This window comes from Synechococcus sp. R55.4, from assembly GCF_047461935.1.
Taxonomy (GTDB): Bacteria; Cyanobacteriota; Cyanobacteriia; order Thermostichales; family Thermostichaceae; genus Thermostichus.
The window spans coordinates 1-18,352 of the sequence record NZ_JANSIF010000062.1; the positions used below are offsets into that span (position 1 = coordinate 1).

Here is an 18,352-nt window from a genome sequence, read left to right on the forward strand (position 1 = left end):
TCTGGTAGGGCAGAGCAGGCTCAGGGCTACTGAAAGCCCGCTCCGTACCGCTTAGCGGTCGGAGCCGGGTAGTTTACCTCTGCTAAATACTGAACACCCCCCACAGTTCCTTTAGTTGAAGAGAGGGTCACCATCTTGAGTAGCAGGAGCTAGCCGCAATGATTCCCACCGTCAAAGACGTTTGTCAAATTCATCCTATGGCCTTGAACTACGCCATAGTTGAGCAAATTGAAAATCTGTCGAATGTTATCGAGCATACAGCAGAGGATGCCCGGGCATTCTTCGCCAAAAACCACATTACCCGCGGGATGGATCTGTTGCTGCGTCAGGGGCTCAAACGGCTGGCAGGTCGCTCCGACCAAGCGGTGTTTGAACTCAAACAGGCGATGGGGGGTGGTAAAACCCACTCCATGATTGCCCTAGGGTTGCTGGCGCGGGATGCCGCTTTGCGTGCCGAGGTTGTGCCAGACATCACTCAAGATGCTCCTTTTGCCGACGCTAAACTGGTTGCCATCAATGGACGCCTCAAGTTCGAGCAACGGTTTATTTGGGGAGAGATTGCCCGGCAACTGGGGAAAGAAGAGGCTTTTGTCAAATTTTGGCAGCACGGAGCAGATGCCCCCAGTGAGCAGGATTGGATTGATTTAATTGGAGATGAACCCACCCTCATTCTATTGGACGAGCTGCCGCCCTACTTCGACTACGCCATTACCCGCATGGTGGGCGGAGGTACATTGGCGCAAGTGACAACCTACGCCCTATCGAACCTGCTGAGTGCCGCCTTGAAGTTAAAGCGCTGCTGCATTGTCATTTCCAACCTATCCGGCAGCTACGAAGGAGCCTCACGGGAACTGCAAAAAGCAATCGGTAACTTCGCTCAAGAAACCAACCGCCAAGCGCGATCCATCACACCGGTAGACCTGGGCACATCGGAAATTTACGACATTCTCCGCAAGCGGCTATTTAGCTCCCTGCCCAATGTACAAACCATTGATGCAGTTGCTTCTGCCTACGCAAAAGTGCTGGGAGATGCAGCCAGAGCCAAATCAATTGCCAAAACTGCCGAACAAATTGCCGCCGAAATTCATGCTTCTTACCCTTTCCATCCTTCGGTTAAGCACATCATTGCCCTATTTAAGGAAAACGAAAGCTACCGTCAAACTCGCGGCTTGATGCAGTTTGTTTCAAAAATAATCCAGTCGGTATGGGAGCGTCCCAGCAACGATGTCTACCTGATCGGTTGCCAGCATCTGAACCTCAACATCCCAGATGTGCGGGAAGAGATCAACAAAATCAGCAATCTACAGGGAGCGATTGCCCACGATATTGCGGCCAATGGCACTGCTGTCGCTGAACTGGTGGATCAAAAACTGGGCCATGATGCTGCCAGTCAGATTGCTGCCCTGCTGTTGACTGCTTCTCTGTCTGAATCAGTTGATGCCGTGAAAGGCTTTACCGAGGGGCAATTTTTGGAATACCTAGTAGCTCCTCAGCGGAATGTCAGCGAATTTCAGGATGCTTTTCAAGCGTTCCGTGCCAACGCCTGGTACCTGCACCGCAAAGAAAACGATGCTTGGTACTTTTCCAACATCGAGAACCTGCGTAAGCGCATTGATAGCCGTGCCCGCAACGCTCCCCAGCCGAAAATTGATGCGGAAATGAAGCGGCGGCTGGAAGAAATTTTCCGACCCCAACGGCGGATTGCCTATCAAGAGGTGCAAGCCCTGCCCAAAATTGATGAGATTCGCCTCAATGGCCCGCGGGTGTGCCTGGTACTCAGCCCAGACAGCAAAACACCCCCAGAAGAGGCCCAGCAGTTTTGGGAAAGTGTTCCCGAGAAGAACAACTTTTGTGTGGTTACCGGAGATGGCTCCAATCTGGCCAGCCTAGAAGACAAAACCCGTCGTTTGTGGGCCGTTGCCCGAGTACTGGAAGAAACCGGTGGAGACAAATCCCCCCACAAAGCAGAACTGGAGGAAGAGGCCGAACAAGCCGCCTACGACTTTAACGCCACTGTGGTCAGCCTGTTCAATCGGGTCTATTACCCCATCAAGGGCAAACTGACTCCTACCAAGCTCTCCATGACCTTTACGGGCAATACCTTCCATGCTGAAGAGCAGATCGAAAAAGCCCTATCCGATGTCGGTGCATCCAAGCTGTATGTCGATGTGGAAGCCAATGCCGAGGCGTTGCTGTCGCGAGCAGAAGACCTGTTGTGGCCGGCAGGGGGAGAGCGGCGTATCCCTTGGCGAGACGTGGTTTCCCGCACCATCACCAACGAGCGCTGGCCCTGGTTGCCCCCCAAAGGAATGGATACCCTGCGGCAGATAGCCGTCAGCCAAGGTCGCTGGCGGTACACCGAAGATGGATACATCGAAAAGGGGCCCTTTCCGCCCCCCCGCACATCCGTAGCCATCACCCAGCGAGAATACGATGACCGCACCGGTACGGCTACCTTGGAAATTCTGCCTCGAGATGCGGGCAAAAATGGCCGTGTTCACTACAGCTACACGCCCAATGTGGATGCCAACAGCCCTGTGGTGCCCGATACGATCTGGACAACCGATGCCACTGCCCTGTGGTTTGTCGCCATTGACCCGGATGGCCGGCACGAGACAGGGGATGTCTATGCTTGGAAGAATACGCTGACCCTCACCCACCAGCCTCGTATTGGCGGCGGCAAGCGCACCGTAGAGCTAACCGTGAAACCCCGTGGTCAAATTCGCTGGAACACCACGGGCATTAACCCACGGGAAGGCACCCTCTACACTGGCCCCATCGAACTAGAGGGATCAGAAGCCGTTACCATCTATGCCTACGCCGAAGATCAAGGGGTGAGCACCACTCGCAACTTCACGATCCCGGCGCTCGACCAAAAAGGGCCGGTGATTGACAAAAACAAACCGGCTAAGCTGCACAAGCGCCTCAACCTGCAAGGAAATAAGGCGAGTTATACGGCCATCAATCAGAGCAAGGCTTTGGGTGTGCGACTGGCGGGTGGGATCTCCCTAACCGTGGGGGAAGGGAACCGAGCCATCACCACCCGGTTTGGAAGCGATATGGTGGTAAAAGCGGAAGACATTGAGCAGTTTATTGCGATAGCACGTCAGGCTTTGGGCAATGAGACGGCAGAGGTGAGTCTGCGCTTGGACGACCTACGCTTCAGCAGCGGCCACGATTTGGAAGTCTTTTTGCATCGGTTGGAAATCAATCCTGAGCCGGGAGAGGTAGAGCAGTGAGCGATAAAAAATGGGAGACGGTGGGGTTCGGCTGTCCCAAAACCGTTGATCCCCACCACTTTGTGGTCGAAATACCTGCCGGCAGAACCGCTCCTGTGCTGATTTACGAAGTCTATGGCATCAAGGCGGGCATCAACGGACAGCCGGACATTGCGGAGCGCTGTGTTCTCAGCCGGTCTATCTGGAGCCAGATTGCTGAGGATCTCAAACAAGAGTTTAATGACCGCCTGCGGGCGAAAAAAATGAATCCGAGCCGTTGGACAACTGGCCGCAACCTCGTAGAACGTCTGCTGGGGAAGGAATTGCTGGTGCTGGCTTGGGCAGTAGAACGGGCCAAACCGGAGGCGATCCCCAATGCCATTCGCAACTGGAGAGGGCTGCGTCCAGAAGAGCGCTGGTGGCTTTACACCATGACAGCAGCGGCGACAGGGGGTGTCGATCACGGGAATATCGGTTGGCGCAAAGCCCTGCGCTATGCCCTCACAGAAAATCCCTTGACGGAACTGAGTGTGCCCACTCCGGTCAAGCGCCCATACCAGCCAGCTTGTTCCGATAGCTTGCGTAGCGAAGCCGTAGAAGCCGATCAACTCAGCCTGTTATCCTGCTTGCAAGAAGATCCCTCGCCCTTTTGGGATAGTGAAGCAACCATTGGCACGACAAAGCTAAGAGATTAAGTTATACTAGATAAAACCGCCTATTTGGGAGAATGCAAATGATGACAGAACTGCTGGAGAAAGCGATTAGCAAGTTAAAAGCTCTACCCACAGAGGAGCAAAATGCAATTGCCAGCCTGATTCTTGATGAGCTAGAAGACGATCAGCGATGGGAAGAATCCTTTGCTTCTTCAGCCGATATGTTAGCAAAACTCGGTGCCGAGGCAATAGCCGAGTATCAAGCAGGCAAGACGGAAGAATTAAACCCCGAAACACTGTGAAATCTCGCACCACTGCCCAGTTTCGCAAGTTGTTTAACGCTCTTCCAGAGTCCATTCCAGATTTGGACAAGCTAGACTTACAAAGGACGCTGTCGCACTTGATTGCGCTCGATCACAGTAAACATCCCTTCCAGTACCAAGTTTTTATCGCCGATCAACTTTAGCAATTGCTGAGCTGGTTCTTCTGGCGTACTCGGCTGGTAACGAAAGTAAACCACAGATGCTCTTTCTCGGGAAGAATAACGAAAAATTAGTTCTCCATAATCCCGATCAAAAGTCAATATAATCCGCTTCTCTTGTGCAGCTCTAGCCAAGACCTCGAAATCTTTAGTACCTGGAGCTTCCTCTGAGAGCGATGCCACATCTAAGCCAGCATCTCGCAATAGACAGATACTTAAGCGTGGAAAATTTTCATTGACGAGAAATTGCATCAACTGACTTTATCTGAAAAACCGTAGAAGTTCATTTCACGCATACATTCTTGGATACAGCTAAACATAGCCCTAAGTGCTTCTGGAGTCAGCGTAGGGTAGTTTTCCAAAATCTGCTTTTCGGTCCAGCCTGCCGAAAATAGCCCCAAAATAAATTCCACCGATAGGCGACTTCCTCTGAAAACTGGCTTACCCAGGAGAATATCGGGATCCGAATGAATATAGTCTTCCCAGTTCACGGCTTAGGGCCCTAAGAGCTACCATGATTGATGGTATCGCCGGAGATCTCCCTTGTCCATCATCCCCCTTGCTTGGAAAGATAAGCCGAGTTTGATCGAGCGGCTCTTGCCTGCCCAAAAAATCAGCGCCGAAGCGCAAAAGGAACGCAAAGCTGGGGCTGGCCAAACCCTCACGGCGTTGGGGAGCTATTGGAAAGGGCGCAAACCTCTGATCCTGGCCAAAGCTTGCGTATTGGGGGCATTGCTACCTGCAACGGATAACCCCGAAGCCGATCTGGAAGTGTTTGAATTGTTGATGGCAATTGACGATGAAGCATTTGTTCGCAGGGGATTTAGAAAGAATCCCATTAAGATTTACAAAACACTCAAGGCCCATTCGCGGTTGAATAACCAAACAGCATCTAGGCTATTTGCCGTTCGGTGGCGAGAATCCCGAAAGTTCGGTTCAAAAAACGATCAGATTTTGCCTTTTGATCCGTCTGCAATTGACGAAATTATTGTTGACCCAAATAAAACTTTGATCTGGAACCCGGCTATTGATGAACAGACGCGGCTGAAGTGGGAGACAGAATTTGTGCGCTGCCATGACTACCCAACTCGCGTCTCAGAGGCCAAGAGACCCGAAGAATGCGACGATGCCACCCTCTACGGCCCCATTTGGGATCGGGTGAACCAACATTTGGGGACAAATGCCCACAGTTTCCCGGAATTGGTGGAACAACTGGGGACTTTGCGGTTTGGCCATCGCCCACGAGTAGGGGATACCTTTTGCGGGAGCGGTCAAATCCCCTTTGAGGCGGCAAGGCTGGGATGCGATGTCTATGCCAGCGACCTCAATCCCATTGCCTGTATGCTCACTTGGGGAGCGCTGAATATCGTGGGAGCCGATGAAGCCACCCGTCGGGAAATTGAAGCAGCCCAAAAAGCAGTGGCTGAGGCGGTGGATCGGGAAATTACTGCTCTAGGCATTGAGCATGATGAGCACGGCAACCGCGCCAAAGCCTACCTATACTGCCTAGAAACCCGTTGCCCCCACACCGGCTGGATGGTGCCAATGGCTCCCAGTTGGGTGATCAGCAAAACCCGCAATGTGGTGGCCAAGTTAATCCCCAATTACGACCAAAAACGTTTTGAAATTGAAATTGTATCCGGGGTCAGCGAAGCGGAAATGACCGCCGCCGCCAAGGGCACGGTGCAGAAAGGCGATTTGGTGTATGTGCTGGATGGGGAAGAATACCGCACACCCATTAAGACCATTCGTGGGGATTACCGCCTTCCCGATGGCACCACCGGCAACAAATTGCGCCGCTGGGAAAAACACGATTTTATGCCCCGCCCCGACGATATTTTTCAGGAACGGCTGTATTGCATTCAGTGGATCACCGCCGGAACATTGGGCAAGAGCCGTCAAGAAACCTTTTTCGCCAGCGTCACCCCCGCCGACCTAGAACGAGAGCGCAAAGTAGAGCAAATCGTTAGAGAAAACCTCGCCGCCTGGCAAGAAGCTGGACTGGTACCCGATATGCCGATTGAACCTGGAGAAAAAACCGATGAGCTAATTCGCACGCGGGGCTGGACGTATTGGCATCATTTGTTTAACCCACGACAGCTCTTAATGCTATCTAAATTTCACAAACACATGATTAACAATGGAAGTCTTAATGTAATGTTTTCAAAACTAATAGATTGGAATAGTCGTCTTTGTCGATGGAATTCAGGAGAGGGAAATGATAAGATCGAAAACCTATTCTACAATCAAGCCTATAACTGCTTTTTTAATTTCGGCTCCAGAGGTTATAGCTATGTTATCAATCATTGGTCTTTTGATGAGATCAAGCAATTTGAAGTAAATAATGATTGGAAAGTCTTTGCTTGTAATGCTACGTCTTCTTTAAGTCTTCCATTAGATATTGGAATTACCGATCCACCGTATGCAGATGCGGTGCATTACCACGAGATCACAGAATTTTTCATCGCGTGGTTGCGCAAGAATCCGCCCAAGGAGTTTGCCGATTGGGTGTGGGACAGTCGGCGGGCGTTGGCCATTCAGGGCAAAGGCGAAAAGTTTCGGCAGGACATGATTGCCGCCTATAGCGCCCTAGCGAACCACATGCCCGACAACGGGTTGCAGATTGTGATGTTTACCCATCAGGATGCCGAAGTGTGGTCGGATATGGCCAGCATCATGTGGGGGGCGGGCTTGCAAGTTACAGCCGCTTGGTACATTGCCACCGAAACCACTTCTGAACTCAAAAAGGGCGGTTATGTGCAAGGCACGGTGTTGCTGGTGGCGCGTAAGCGGTTGCAAGATACTTCTGCCTATCGGGATGAGCTGGTGGAAGAGGTGCGGCAAGAAGTTGCCCATCAGATTGAAACCATGGTGGGGCTAAATCAAAGCACCCAAGGCAAGGGGCGCACCGAAAACCTGTTTGAAGATGCCGATTTGCAAATGGCAGGTTATGCGGCAGCGTTGCGGGTATTGACGGGCTACCGGCGCATTGATGGACAGGATATGGTGGCAGCAGCCCTGCGCCCCCGACCCAAAGGCGAAAGAGATATCGTTCGGGAAATTATTGATTATGCCGTGCAGGTTGCCAATGAGCATCTTGTACCTGAAGGCATCGCGCAGGGGGTGTGGGAGGGGTGCTGTGGTGCAGAGCGCTTTTATCTGAAAATGATGGAACTGGAAGCGGTAGGGCTGAAGAAGCTGGACAACTACCAGAACTTTGCCAAGGCATTTCGAGTTGGCGACTATGGCGAATTGATGGCCTCTCAGCAGCCCAACAATGCCCGACTCAAAAATGCTCTAGACTTCAAGAAGAGCAGCTTTGAGGGCGAATTTGGCCGCTCAGCACTGCGAGCCGTTTTGTTTGCTCTCTACGAACTGCAGAAAGAGGCGGATAGCGATGAGGTGATGGAACACCTGCGGTCTTTGGTGCCCAACTACCACATGCGCCGGGATGATTTGGTGGCTTTTTGTCAATACATTGCCCGCAAGCGAGAACACCGCTATCCAGAAGAGTCCTCAGCCGCTAATATCTTGTTTGCACTGATTAGAAATGAACGCTTGGGTTGAAGAAGAAGTTATAGGATTAACTTACTCACACTCACAAGTTGTATTGCCAGGGCTTCCTTCAAGCTCAGCATCTGAGTTAAAGTATTTCTCAACAATCGACTTTATTTGGTTAACATAAGCTATAGCCTTGTCCGCATTTTTTTGTTTGTAGTATTCCAAGGGGACAATATCTACAGCTCCATAAAAAGCCAACTCCCTATCTTTGCGCATCTCAAATGATATGTTTTCCAGCAAGGCTATTTCCTCGTCAGAAAGCTCTGGGAACCGTTCTCTATTTTCTGCTACTTGGCCACCAGGGTCATGGGTTTTGCCGTAGTTTATTCCCTTAATGATTAGGCAAGCTTTGATGAATAACTCAATGATTTCTTGGCACATCCGAACTACATCAGCGTAATCGCCAACCTCATAGAAGAATGACAACGCTTGGATGCGATAATTAGCCCTTTGATAGTAGTCTCTTGCTAATTTCTTTCTCATCGTTATTCACCCAATAGGGGATCCCCCGGCATACTTTATACGTAATTAAACTGTCACAGATGAGTTGATTGACGATATCCCTGATCTGCGTGATGCAGTTCTGCTTTTCATAGATGATGTGGTGGTTGGTAGCCACTTCATAAGTCAAGCTGGCTGGCCTGCATAGCTCTGTGGGCTTTAGCAAGATAAAGTTTATCTCCAAGCCAAGAAGTTTTTCTAGATCCCTGCAGGTAGGAAGCAGTAAGTCATCTCTGCTTCTGCAATCGGGTATATTCTCTGCAATTACTAATAAATCGAGGTCAGAGCCGTGAACCCATGAATTATTGGCGCGGGATCCATAGACAACAATAGCCCACAGATCCGAGCCAAAGACGGATTGAATTTTCTCTTGAATAAGCCGCGCTTGTGCTTCGGATATTCCTATGCTGCGCTTCTCTCTGCCCTGAAAGCCTGCAGATTCTTGTACGGTTGACATGGCTACCTTGCGCTGATCAGCTTATTCTGCAAAGACGCTGCTTGCGCCTTCGGCTGCTCATTTTAAGGCTAGAGTATTGTTACAATTTTACCCCAGCCCGCCATGTCCAGCACTTCTTTCCTACGCCGTTTCAGTTCCCGCCAGCAGCGGCTTAGCCATGTCTTTCTCAAAGATCGCCTGGCAAAGGCACGCACCTACAAGCGCATTGCTGGGTACTTTCGCTCTTCTATTTTTGAATTGGTGACTGAAGAGATTACACACATCGAGCAGGTGCAGATCGTCTGTAACAGCGACTTGGATCCCTGGGATATTGCCATCGGCAAAGCTTCCCGCCAGGCCAGAGAAATGGCGCTCAAAGAAAAATGGAACGAAGAGAAAGGAGAATTGATCACCAGCCTATTACAGCGCCCCCGCTACCGTCAACTTTACGAAATCCTCAAAAGCGGCAAAGTGGAAGTGCGAGTGGTGTCAGCCGCAGATGCCCCCTTTCTCCACGGCAAAGCAGGTGTTATTGAGGCAAGAGATGGCACCAAATCTGCTTTTATCGGCAGCCTCAACGAAACGCGGCAGGGATGGCAAGAGCATTACGAAATTGTCTGGGAAGACCAGTCGCCAGAAGGGGTTGCTTGGGTCGAAGCGGAGTTTCAGTACCTGTGGGAACGGAGTGTTCCTCTGCCAGAAGCGATTGTGGAAGAGGTGGGGCGATTATCTCGCAAGGTAGAGGTATTTCTTCAAGACTTGCAACCTGTCGATGTTCCTGGAGCCGCATTGGTGGAAGCCCCTCTCTATCGCCGGGGTGAGGTTCTCAAACCATGGCAGCAGTCGTTTGTGGAAATGTTCCTGGAACACCGAGAGCTGTATGGTGCAGTGCGACTCATTCTGGCAGATGAAGTGGGGCTGGGTAAAACCTTGTCTTTGGCGGTTGCGGCGATGGTGGCGTGCCTTTTGGAAGATGGGCCAGCCTTAATTCTTTGTCCGGCTACCCTCTGCCAGCAGTGGCAAGTGGAACTCAAAGATAAACTGGGCATTCCCTCTGCTGTGTGGCTCTCCAACCGCAAGGTATGGCAAGATGCCAATGGGCACATCATCAAAACCAAGGGTGCTGAAGGTATTGGCCGTTGCCCCTATCAAATTGGTATTGTTTCTACGGGTCTCATCTTTCACAATGCCCCCGAAGCCCAATGCCTTTTGGAACGACGCTTTGGCACGATTGTCCTGGATGAGGCCCACCGCGCCCGCTGTACCCGTGGTGTCACGGTAAGGGATCCCAAACCCAACAATCTCTTGGACTTTATGGGCAAGGCGGCCACCCAGTCCAAGCACGTCCTTTTGGGCACAGCCACCCCCATCCAAACCCATGTTGAGGAACTGTGGGATCTGCTGGGAGTGCTCAACAGCGGTGCCGAGCATGTGTTGGGACGACGGCATCAGCAGTTGTGGCAGCAGACGCAAAGGATCCTGCCCATCTTGACAGGACAACAAGCAGTGACCGACGAGCATTTTGCCTGGAATTTGCTCCGCAATCCTCTGCCGCCATCTGTTGAGGATCCCTTGTTTGACCACATCCGCAGCGATCTGAAGCTCTTCAAAGGTCAACACTTCACAGATAAGCCCCTGACGGAATTGGAGGACTTCACCCGCCAAGAACTGCGAGATGCCCTGGAAGAGCGCCAACAGGGGCTGACTTTTTTCCAGCGACACAACCCAATTCTGCGCCATACCGTATTGCGAAAACGCTCTACCTTGGAAGAATTGGGCTTGCTTGAGCGGATTGCCGTCGATATTTGGCCGAGCGAGGGAGAGCAATTGCCCATGTTCTGTGGGCTGGGTTTGCTCACTTCTCCCGAATTTGATGTGGCCTATGAAGCTGCCCAAGATTTTGCTAGGGCTTTGAGACAGCGTACCCAATCCGCTGGGTTTATGAAAAGCATCATGCAAAGCCGGATCTGCTCCAGTATTGCCAGCGGCCTATCTACGGCTCAGAAACTACTGGAAAAGCGGCGTTTTTTTGAGGAGGACGGAGAAGAAGATTGGCTGTTAGACAACCTTCCAGAGATTTTAGAGGCAGAATATGCCCATTTGGAGCGCATTGTTAGCGTCTTGAGCCAAAAGAGCACGGATCCCAAACTCGATGCCGTCCTCTATTTCCTACAGGAACGACACTGGCTGGACTTGGGATGCATCATTTTCAGCCAGTATTTTGATACCGCCCATTGGGTGGCCAACAACCTGAGCCAACGTCTGCCTCAAGAAAGTGTGGCTCTCTATGCAGGCGCCCACAAGTCGGGTTTGTTTTTTGCCGGAGAATGGCGGAGCGCAGAGCGGGAAGATATCAAGAGAGCCGTGCGAGAGCGTACCATTCGGCTGGTGGTGGCCACCGATGCTGCTTGTGAAGGTCTGAATCTCCAAACTTTGGGCACGCTGATCAACATTGATCTCCCTTGGAATCCTTCCCGCCTAGAGCAGCGCATCGGGCGGATCAAGCGCTTTGGTCAGACCCGCGACCGTGTGGACATGCTCAACCTGGTGTACCACGGTACCCACGACGAAAAGGTATACGAGGTGCTTTCTCAGCGGATGAAAGATCGCTACGACTTGTTCGGTTCTTTGCCCGATACTATCGAAGATGAGTGGATTGAGAATATCGAAACTCTGGAGGCCAAATTGCAGGAGTTTACAGAGCGCAAGAAACAGGCCAACGCTTTTGAGCTGCGCTACGCAAGCACAGTTGAACCCAAAGGCCCAAGATGGGAGACCTGCGAAAAGGTGTTGTCCCGTCGGGATATTGTGGAACGTCTTTCAGAAGGGTGGTAGCCATATATCAGCCAATTCGATATGCTTCTGCCAATGGGCTGGAAAAAGTTGCCTCTGACCACGAGTTAATACGGGCGGAAGTGCCTTGACCATGCTAGGCTCCAGCCCGAAAAATCTGCTCAGCCGTGAGGTTTAATTCAGGGAAAACTTTAGAGCGAATCCGGTCATTGCCCCGAAATAATTGCGCCTGATATTCCTCATTGACCAGTTGGAAAACCGAGATTGTGGGAACCTTCGGCTCGCCAATGTACCGACGACCCCCCAACGCTTGGTAGTCAACGATCCAGTATTCGGCAATACCTAACGTCTCGTAGTCACTCAGCTTATGCCAGTAGTCATCTCGCCAGTTGTTGCTGGTAATTTCAATGACAAGAGGAATAGAGGTTCCGTGGATGAGCGTCGAGGATTTCTGCCACAGGGGTTCTCTGGCCAAGGCGGTACGGTCAATCACCACCCCATCAGGAGCGTAGGCAGTATCGCCTTCCGGCGCCTTGATCAAGGTGTCCCGACCTAGAAAATAGTTGAGGTTGCACCTGCGGATTTCTAATGCCAATTCGATGGCAAGAAAACCACTGATTTCATCATGTTTCCCTGTGGGTTGCATCTCAACCGCAACTCCGTTGTGTAGTTCGTATCGTCTGTTAGGTTTCCACTCCAGAAACTCAGCAAAAGTCATTGGCTTAGAAGACACAGCATAGGTAGCAGTCATAGTTTTTCCTCCCTTGAATGAGTTAAAACGCCCTAGATACTTCTGCAAACATTGTCGCCCATCTCATCCTTTAATAGTCTTTTATGGCATAGCCGTGTAACCCTAGCCAGAGCCGGATGTAGATATCTAGCAGAATCACTTCAGGCATTCCCAACTTGCCTCATCTACGTTTCAAGTGGGGGAGTAGGTTCTTGTCAGGAGCGTGTTGCATTTGAATCTTGCTCTAATTCAATATCACCGTAAATGTCTGCCAGGGAAAAAGTGATGTTGACAGATGGCAGCGTAACAACATCATCCAGGGCATGGTAGTCCCTGAAGATCCACTCGACATTTCCCTGGCGGCGGTAGTGTTCTACACTGATTCGAGCTTGGTCAATTAGCAGATACTCCTGTAAAGTTGGGAGAGAGCGATAGGCAGCAAACTTCGCTCCTCTATCGTAGCTTTCGGTGGCAGGCGAGAGCACTTCCACAATTAAGATAGGGTTAGTGACAGTATCCTTGCTCCCTTCTTTAAGCTGAACTGAGTTTTGGATCACCATACCATCGGGATAGACATATTGTTCGAAGGCAGGTATGTAAAGTCTGAGATCACTAGAAAAAACGGAAAAACCCTTGCCTCTTAGCTTAAGCCAAAGTAGGGCATTGACACTGGTAATCAGTTGGCTATGAATGGGTGTGCCGCCAGTTATCTCAATAATTTCCCCATTGCAAAATTCACGGCGGATCCCGCCTGTGGCCTCTGATTCAGCTTCCAGGGCAAAGTATTCCTCTGAAGTGTGGGTTTTACGGGGGGCGAGGGCAGTGGTCATGGCATCTCCTCAGGCAGCGGCAGAATGGCTCAAACGGTCAGTCGGGTGTCGAGAAGCTCGACGCAGTGGCCTTCGGGTTCTCTCGGTCGCAAGTGCAGCCAACCTCTCTGTATCCTTCGTCGGCCTCTCCATGATGAGAGGTATCCTGCGATTCTGGGGTAAAGACCGGTGGTGGGGAGCTGACGCTTTTGTTATCCTGTCGCATAAGCTCCCCCTCTGGGATCCCAGGGGAAAGTGGGCCAACCTTGCCTGACACTGAACGCCAGCACAGCCCGCATAATGTTCCCGCACAATGTCCTGCACAATGTTGTGTCAGCAAGACTTGGTTCTCGATGGCAGGTTTGCAGAGAGGACGTGACCTGATGTTTACTTGGCTCTGGACGAAACAATTTTCTCGCTTGAATCAAAGGCTACAGAGCCTAGAGGTAGCCCGCGAGGAAAACCTTCTGTCTCCCGATCTGAGCGCTCAAACTCTGCAGGTGGCCCCCGACTTTTGGGAACGGCAGCACCAAGCCTTTGTCTATGTGGATAAGCAAATGCGAAGGCTCAGCCGTCGCAGCAAGATTTGGGGAGGAATGGCGCTGTTGGCCATTCTGGCCGATGCGGCTCTGATAGTGGCAGGTCTGACGGCGTTTCAGTCTTGGCAGCAGGTGCAGGCGGATCGCCAATTAACTCGCATTGCCCAGCAGACTGCGGCTGCCGATCCTGTGCAGCGAGCTTTTGAGGATCTGGTGGCCCAATTGCCCCAGATGAGCGGGGTAGAGCGATATCGTGCCCTAGAGGCGTTGCAGGCTCTCTCGGCTATCTCGATGGCGCACGGCGGCTATTCCTACGACGGTTCTGCGGGTATTTCTGTGTACAGCTCTGCTCTCCCAGCAACCCCTCTGGAGGCTCAACTGCAAACCATTTACCGGTTGGGGCAAATGCGGGTGGTGGAGGCGGTGCCGGCTTTGCTGACCAAGCTTGCGGACGATGAGCCGGTGGTGCGGGAGGCGGCGGCCCGTGCCCTCGGCCAAATCGGGGATCCGCGCGCCTTGGGTCCCTTGCACGATCTTCTGGCCTATGAGCCCAATGAGTTGGTTCAAGATGCCGCTATTGCTTCGATTGCCCAACTGCTGCGCTGAAGAGAGGGTTAGATGGGGGTGGGAGTTGAGGCACTGGGGATGAGTATCGGCAAAATGAGCAGGCTGGGCAAACTGCTGGGGGTGATTTGTTGGGTGTGGGGATCCGCTCTGCCCGTTTGGGCGCAGGATCCCTTCCGCAGCGGGGACAATGCCCGCCCCATCAGGCCGGAGGTGGCGGCAGCTTTTGAAGAGTTCTTCTGTGCAGGCCGCTACAGCCAGAGCCGGGAAAAGCTGGAAATGGCCAAGAAGGCCTCCCCCGAAGAGCCGATGGTCTATGCCCTGTTGGCGGCGCTGGCTTATCAGGAGGGAGACCTGGAAGCATTTGCCCAGTTGGCCACTCAAACCCGACAGGTGGCCGCCGAGTTGAAAAAGACGGATCCCTTGCGGGGCAACCTTTATGAGGGCGTGGGCTATGGGCTGGAGGCAGCCAACATAGTGGTGCGAGATGGGGTGGTCATCGGTTTGCCCAAGGCTCTGCCCACCCTCAATCAATTGTTTGCCTCCATCCGGGCCGCCCAGGCAGTGGACAGCAGCGATCCGGAGCTGAATCTGCTCAACGGCTACATGGATTTGCTGCTGACCTACCGGGAGAAGGCTCTGAATCAGTTTCGGATGGCAGCTCCTGACTATCTGTCCTACCGCGGCCAAGCTCTGGCCTACCGGGATATGCAGCGCTTTGACGAGGCGCTGGAGGCGGTGGATCGGGCCATTGCTGCTTCCTGCAACAACCCGGAGCTCTATTACCTCAAGGCGCAAATTTTGGTTTCCAAAGGGCAAGACCGAGAGGCCGTCCCCCTTTTCGATCAAGCCCTGCAAGCTTCTGCCCAACTGCCCCAACCTTTGGTGGAGCAAATCCAGATGGAGCGGGATCGCGCCGCCCAGCGCAGTGGGTTGACCGGCCAGTTGCCGGCCACGCCTAGCCCCTGAAGGGATCCCATGAGCCTGCGCATCAGCGGCAAACGAGCGCTGCAAACTCCCGCTGGCTTGGGCACTCGACCCACACCTGGCCGGGTGAGGCAGGCCTTGTTCAACATCTTGCAAGGGCAGGTGGAAGGCTGTCGCTGGCTGGATCTGTGCTGTGGGGCCGGTACGGTGGGAGCAGAAGCTCTGTGTCAGGGGGCCGCTTTTGTGGCCGGGATCGAGATTGCCGCCCCTGCCTGCCGCATCATCCGAGCCAACTGGGCCAAGGTGGCGCAGCTGGGGCAATCTTTCCAGGTCATTCAGGGGGATGCCCGCAAGCTGCTCAGCCGAGGGCTGGGTTTGGATCCCTTTGACTACGTCTATTTTGCCCCCCCCTACGCGGCGGGTCTGTACGCCCCGCTCCTGCCCCTGATCCCGCCCTTGCTCAAGCCAGGCGGAACCTTGATCGTCGAGCATCGCAGCGGCCAGAAGCTACCAGACCAGGTGGGATCCCTGCTGCGCTTTGACCAACGAACCTATGGGCAAACGGCCCTCGCCTTCTATCGCCATCTGGAAGAGCAGCTCTAGCTGGGGAAGGGAGTGCTGACGAAGCCGATTTCCAAGAGCTGCTGATAGGCTTGGGTGCCCAGCTCGCGGGTTGGGCCCTGGCTGTTGATGACCTGGATCAGCCAGCCCACAGCCTCTTCCGGTCGCCCGGCGGCGCGATAGACCACGGCCAAATCGTAGGCGGCTTGATCCCGGGCTTGGGCGGCAACACGGGCCAGCTCCCGCTGTTCTTCGGAGATGCGGTTTTGGATCCCGGCGAAGGCGCGGGAGAGATCTTGGTGGTAGTTGGAGCGCTGGTTGTAGGCGTTGAACACCTGCTGCAGCAGCTCGACAGCCTGGTCGTAGTTTTGCGCTTGGATGGCGGCATTGGCTTCGGCGGCCAGTTGTTCGGCTCGCAATGCGCTGAGGGCGCTGCTGGGCTGCTCTAGGGCGCGAAACTGCTGCGGATTGGGAATAAGCTGTTGCCCGGTGGGGAGCTGCTGAGCAGTGGCCCAGAAGGTGGAGCCCACGCCCAAGATGAGGCCGAGTAATACGCCGAAAACCAACCGCGCCCAAGAACGGCGCAGAAGGCTGAGCCCCTGTGCGATGGCGTCCTGGCGACAGCCTTGGGAAGCAACAGTAGGACGTCGTCCAATCATGTGCGGGTAACCCCCAAAACCTTTTTTGACCCGTTCCACTCTACCCTACTCCTCGTGCCTTTGCTGCAGCTCAGGGATCCCTTTGGAGCGAGGCTGGGAGGAGATGGGCTTCTTGAGCTTGGGCGGAGAGGAGCTGGGCGAGTTGGGTGGCTCTGGAGGCTTTTCCGGCAGCAGCGGTAGGTTGAGAATCAGCTCATACATGCGCAGGTATTCCAGCGCTGAGCGGTGCCAACTGAAATCGCTGGCCATGCCCCGCTTCTGCAGCGCTTGCCAAGTTTCTTTGTGCTGGAAGGCTTCCCAAGCCCGCGCCAGACAGGTGTAGAAGTCCAGGGCTTCGTAGCGGTCAAAGCAGTAGCCGGTGCCGATCCCCTTGCTGGGGATGTGGTGGCTGACGGTATCCACCAGCCCTCCCGTGCGGCGGACAATGGGCACACACCCATAGCGCATGGCGATCATCTGGCTGATGCCGCAGGGCTCAAAGCGGCTGGGCATCAAAAACGCATCTGCCCCCCCGTAGATCAACTGGGCCAGCTTGGGTTGGTAGCCTTTTTGGTAGGCCATTTTGCCCGGGTGCCGCTCGGCCATCTCCCGGATCCGCCCTTCGTAGTAGGCTTCGCCGCTGCCTCCCAGCAAAACGAATTGCGCGTCGCTGTAGGCCAAAAAGCGATCCAGGGCTTGGATGAGCAAGTCGATCCCTTTTTGCTCCACCAAACGGGCCACCATGCCCATCAGGAAGGTATCTGGGTTAACGGTCAAGCCCAACTTGGCCTGTAGCGTGGCTTTGTTGGTCGCCCGCCCGCTGAGATCATCGATGCTGAAATTGGCCTCTAGGTCTGGGTCGGTGCGGGGATCAAACCTATCGATGTCGATCCCATTCAAAATTCCTCGCAACCGTTCCCCTTTCCAGGCCAACAAGTCCTGCAGTCCTTCCCCATGCAGAGGGGTGCGAATTTCCATCGCATAGGTGGGCGAGACGGTGTTCACTTGGTCGGCGTAGAGGATCCCGGCAGCCATGGTGTTGTGGGCAGAAAAATACCAGGGCAGCCAGGTCATGCGCTCCAGTTGCCAGCGCCAGGGCCCTTGGTAGGCCAGGTTGTGGATGGTGAACACCGTGCCAATATCGGGAGCTTGGTGCATCCAGGCCGGGATCATGCCGGTGTGCCAATCGTGGCAGTGGATGATGTTGGGTTTCCAGGGGTAGTAAGTCCAGGCAAATTCGGCTACGGCGTTGGCAAAAAAGGTGAAGCGCCAGAACTCGTCCTCGCCGTAGTAGATGCGGTGGGGAGCAAAGCAGTAGTGGCTGACCAAGTAGAGGGGCACATCGGTGCCGGGCAAAACGCTTTCGTAAATATCGGCCACCTGACCCATGACCTGTTTAGACCAGATGGGATCTTTCGAGCGGGGGTATTGCCCCGGTTCCTGGCCGAACTTGTCCCAGAGAAAGCCATACAGAGGCATGATGATGCGGACATCCTGACCCAGCTTGCGCAAAACGACAGGCAGGGATCCCACCACATCCGCCATGCCCCCCACCTTGGCCAAAGGTGCTGCCTCTGCCGCTGCGAACAAAATCTTGGCTTGAACCACGATGCCCTCCCTGTTGTTGTGGGCTCCGCTCCGCCGCCGTGAACGGATCCCGGCTCAGTTGCCCTCAGCCAAAACCCTTCCCATCCTAAAACACAAGGGATCCCTGCGCCGGATGAGCTGAGGCAGCGCTTCTTCCTGAGGCTGTGTTGCAACTTATTGATTTTTCGTAAGATGGAAGGACACTGCTGCTTAGAAATGTTGCAGGCGCTGCTGTATTGCACTTTATTTGTCGTCATTGTTCTGGAGATATCGTCCTATGACCATAGCGGTAGGGCGCGTGCGTCAGGAGCGAGGATGGTTCGACATCGTCGATGACTGGCTCAAGCGCGACAG

At 53.5% G+C, this 18,352-nt stretch carries 16 protein-coding genes; 8 read left to right on the forward strand and 8 right to left on the reverse strand.

Annotated elements, in window-relative coordinates; genetic code table 11:
* Positions 1-158: 158 nt before the first annotated feature.
* The 3 genes from NW842_RS12530 to NW842_RS12540 are packed head-to-tail and all read left to right on the forward strand — an operon-like array spanning position 159 to position 4,173.
* Positions 159-3,239 carry an anti-phage-associated DUF499 domain-containing protein gene (locus tag NW842_RS12530; RefSeq protein WP_414418149.1) on the forward strand — a complete coding sequence of 1,027 codons (3,081 nt, stop codon included), beginning with the start codon at positions 159-161 and terminating at the stop codon, positions 3,237-3,239.
* Complete coding sequence (locus tag NW842_RS12535; protein WP_083757646.1) at positions 3,236-3,913, forward strand: anti-phage-associated DUF3780 domain-containing protein; 678 nt, start codon at positions 3,236-3,238, stop codon at positions 3,911-3,913. The genes NW842_RS12530 and NW842_RS12535 overlap by 4 nt, the downstream gene beginning before the upstream one ends.
* Before the next feature lie 38 nt (positions 3,914-3,951).
* On the forward strand, positions 3,952-4,173 hold the full coding sequence (locus tag NW842_RS12540; RefSeq protein WP_011433323.1) for a hypothetical protein: 222 nt from the start codon (positions 3,952-3,954) through the stop codon (positions 4,171-4,173).
* Positions 4,174-4,250: 77 nt separating this feature from the next.
* On the opposite strand, the gene NW842_RS12545 is transcribed toward NW842_RS12540, so the two are convergent.
* The gene (locus NW842_RS12545) at positions 4,251-4,604 is read right to left on the reverse strand and encodes a DUF5615 family PIN-like protein (protein ID WP_414398900.1); all 354 of its coding nucleotides are present in this window, start codon (positions 4,602-4,604) and stop codon (positions 4,251-4,253) included.
* Positions 4,604-4,843, reverse strand: a complete 240-nt coding sequence (locus NW842_RS12550) for a DUF433 domain-containing protein (protein ID WP_414418150.1) — start codon at positions 4,841-4,843, stop codon at positions 4,604-4,606. The genes NW842_RS12545 and NW842_RS12550 overlap by 1 nt, the downstream gene beginning before the upstream one ends.
* A gap of 52 nt (positions 4,844-4,895) precedes the next feature.
* Here NW842_RS12550 and NW842_RS12555 point away from each other — a divergent pair, with 52 nt between their 5' ends.
* Positions 4,896-7,919 carry an anti-phage-associated DUF1156 domain-containing protein gene (locus tag NW842_RS12555; RefSeq protein ID WP_414418151.1) on the forward strand — a complete coding sequence of 1,008 codons (3,024 nt, stop codon included), beginning with the start codon at positions 4,896-4,898 and terminating at the stop codon, positions 7,917-7,919.
* A gap of 21 nt (positions 7,920-7,940) precedes the next feature.
* Here the strand turns inward: NW842_RS12555 and NW842_RS12560 are convergent, their stop codons facing one another.
* Together NW842_RS12560 and NW842_RS12565 are read right to left on the reverse strand one after the other, a co-directional pair.
* On the reverse strand, positions 7,941-8,396 hold the full coding sequence (locus tag NW842_RS12560; protein ID WP_414418152.1) for a HEPN domain-containing protein: 456 nt from the start codon (positions 8,394-8,396) through the stop codon (positions 7,941-7,943).
* A complete protein-coding gene (locus tag NW842_RS12565; RefSeq protein ID WP_414357407.1) occupies positions 8,356-8,871 on the reverse strand; it encodes a nucleotidyltransferase domain-containing protein in 516 nt (171 codons plus the stop codon). The genes NW842_RS12560 and NW842_RS12565 overlap by 41 nt, the downstream gene beginning before the upstream one ends.
* A gap of 102 nt (positions 8,872-8,973) precedes the next feature.
* Here NW842_RS12565 and NW842_RS12570 point away from each other — a divergent pair, with 102 nt between their 5' ends.
* The gene (locus tag NW842_RS12570) at positions 8,974-11,685 is read left to right on the forward strand and encodes a phospholipase D-like domain-containing anti-phage protein (RefSeq protein WP_011433328.1); all 2,712 of its coding nucleotides are present in this window, start codon (positions 8,974-8,976) and stop codon (positions 11,683-11,685) included.
* Positions 11,686-11,779: 94 nt separating this feature from the next.
* Here the strand turns inward: NW842_RS12570 and NW842_RS12575 are convergent, their stop codons facing one another.
* Together NW842_RS12575 and NW842_RS12580 are read right to left on the reverse strand one after the other, a co-directional pair.
* A complete protein-coding gene (locus NW842_RS12575) occupies positions 11,780-12,394 on the reverse strand; it encodes a Uma2 family endonuclease (protein ID WP_414357405.1) in 615 nt (204 codons plus the stop codon).
* 194 nt (positions 12,395-12,588) lie between these two features.
* Positions 12,589-13,203, reverse strand: a complete 615-nt coding sequence (locus NW842_RS12580) for a Uma2 family endonuclease (protein WP_414418153.1) — start codon at positions 13,201-13,203, stop codon at positions 12,589-12,591.
* A 362-nt stretch (positions 13,204-13,565) separates the two neighbouring features.
* On the opposite strand from NW842_RS12580, the gene NW842_RS12585 reads away from it, so the two are divergent.
* Genes NW842_RS12585 through rsmD form a run of 3 tightly spaced genes read left to right on the forward strand, consistent with a single transcriptional unit; the run spans position 13,566 to position 15,815 of the window.
* Positions 13,566-14,327: a HEAT repeat domain-containing protein gene (locus tag NW842_RS12585; protein WP_414418154.1), complete on the forward strand. Its 762-nt coding sequence runs from the start codon at positions 13,566-13,568 to the stop codon at positions 14,325-14,327.
* 39 nt (positions 14,328-14,366) lie between these two features.
* Positions 14,367-15,254, forward strand: a complete 888-nt coding sequence (locus NW842_RS12590; protein WP_414418155.1) for a Sll0314/Alr1548 family TPR repeat-containing protein — start codon at positions 14,367-14,369, stop codon at positions 15,252-15,254.
* Between the two features lie 9 nt (positions 15,255-15,263).
* Positions 15,264-15,815, forward strand: a complete 552-nt coding sequence (gene rsmD, locus NW842_RS12595; RefSeq protein WP_414418156.1) for a 16S rRNA (guanine(966)-N(2))-methyltransferase RsmD — start codon at positions 15,264-15,266, stop codon at positions 15,813-15,815.
* Here rsmD and NW842_RS12600 read toward each other — a convergent pair.
* Positions 15,812-16,432 (reverse strand): hypothetical protein, encoded by a 621-nt coding sequence (locus tag NW842_RS12600; RefSeq protein WP_414330028.1) that lies wholly within the window; start codon positions 16,430-16,432, stop codon positions 15,812-15,814. The two genes, rsmD and NW842_RS12600, sit on opposite strands and share 4 nt — an antisense overlap.
* A gap of 45 nt (positions 16,433-16,477) precedes the next feature.
* A complete protein-coding gene (glgA, locus tag NW842_RS12605; protein ID WP_414418157.1) occupies positions 16,478-18,019 on the reverse strand; it encodes a glycogen synthase GlgA in 1,542 nt (513 codons plus the stop codon).
* Positions 18,020-18,352 lie beyond the last annotated feature (333 nt).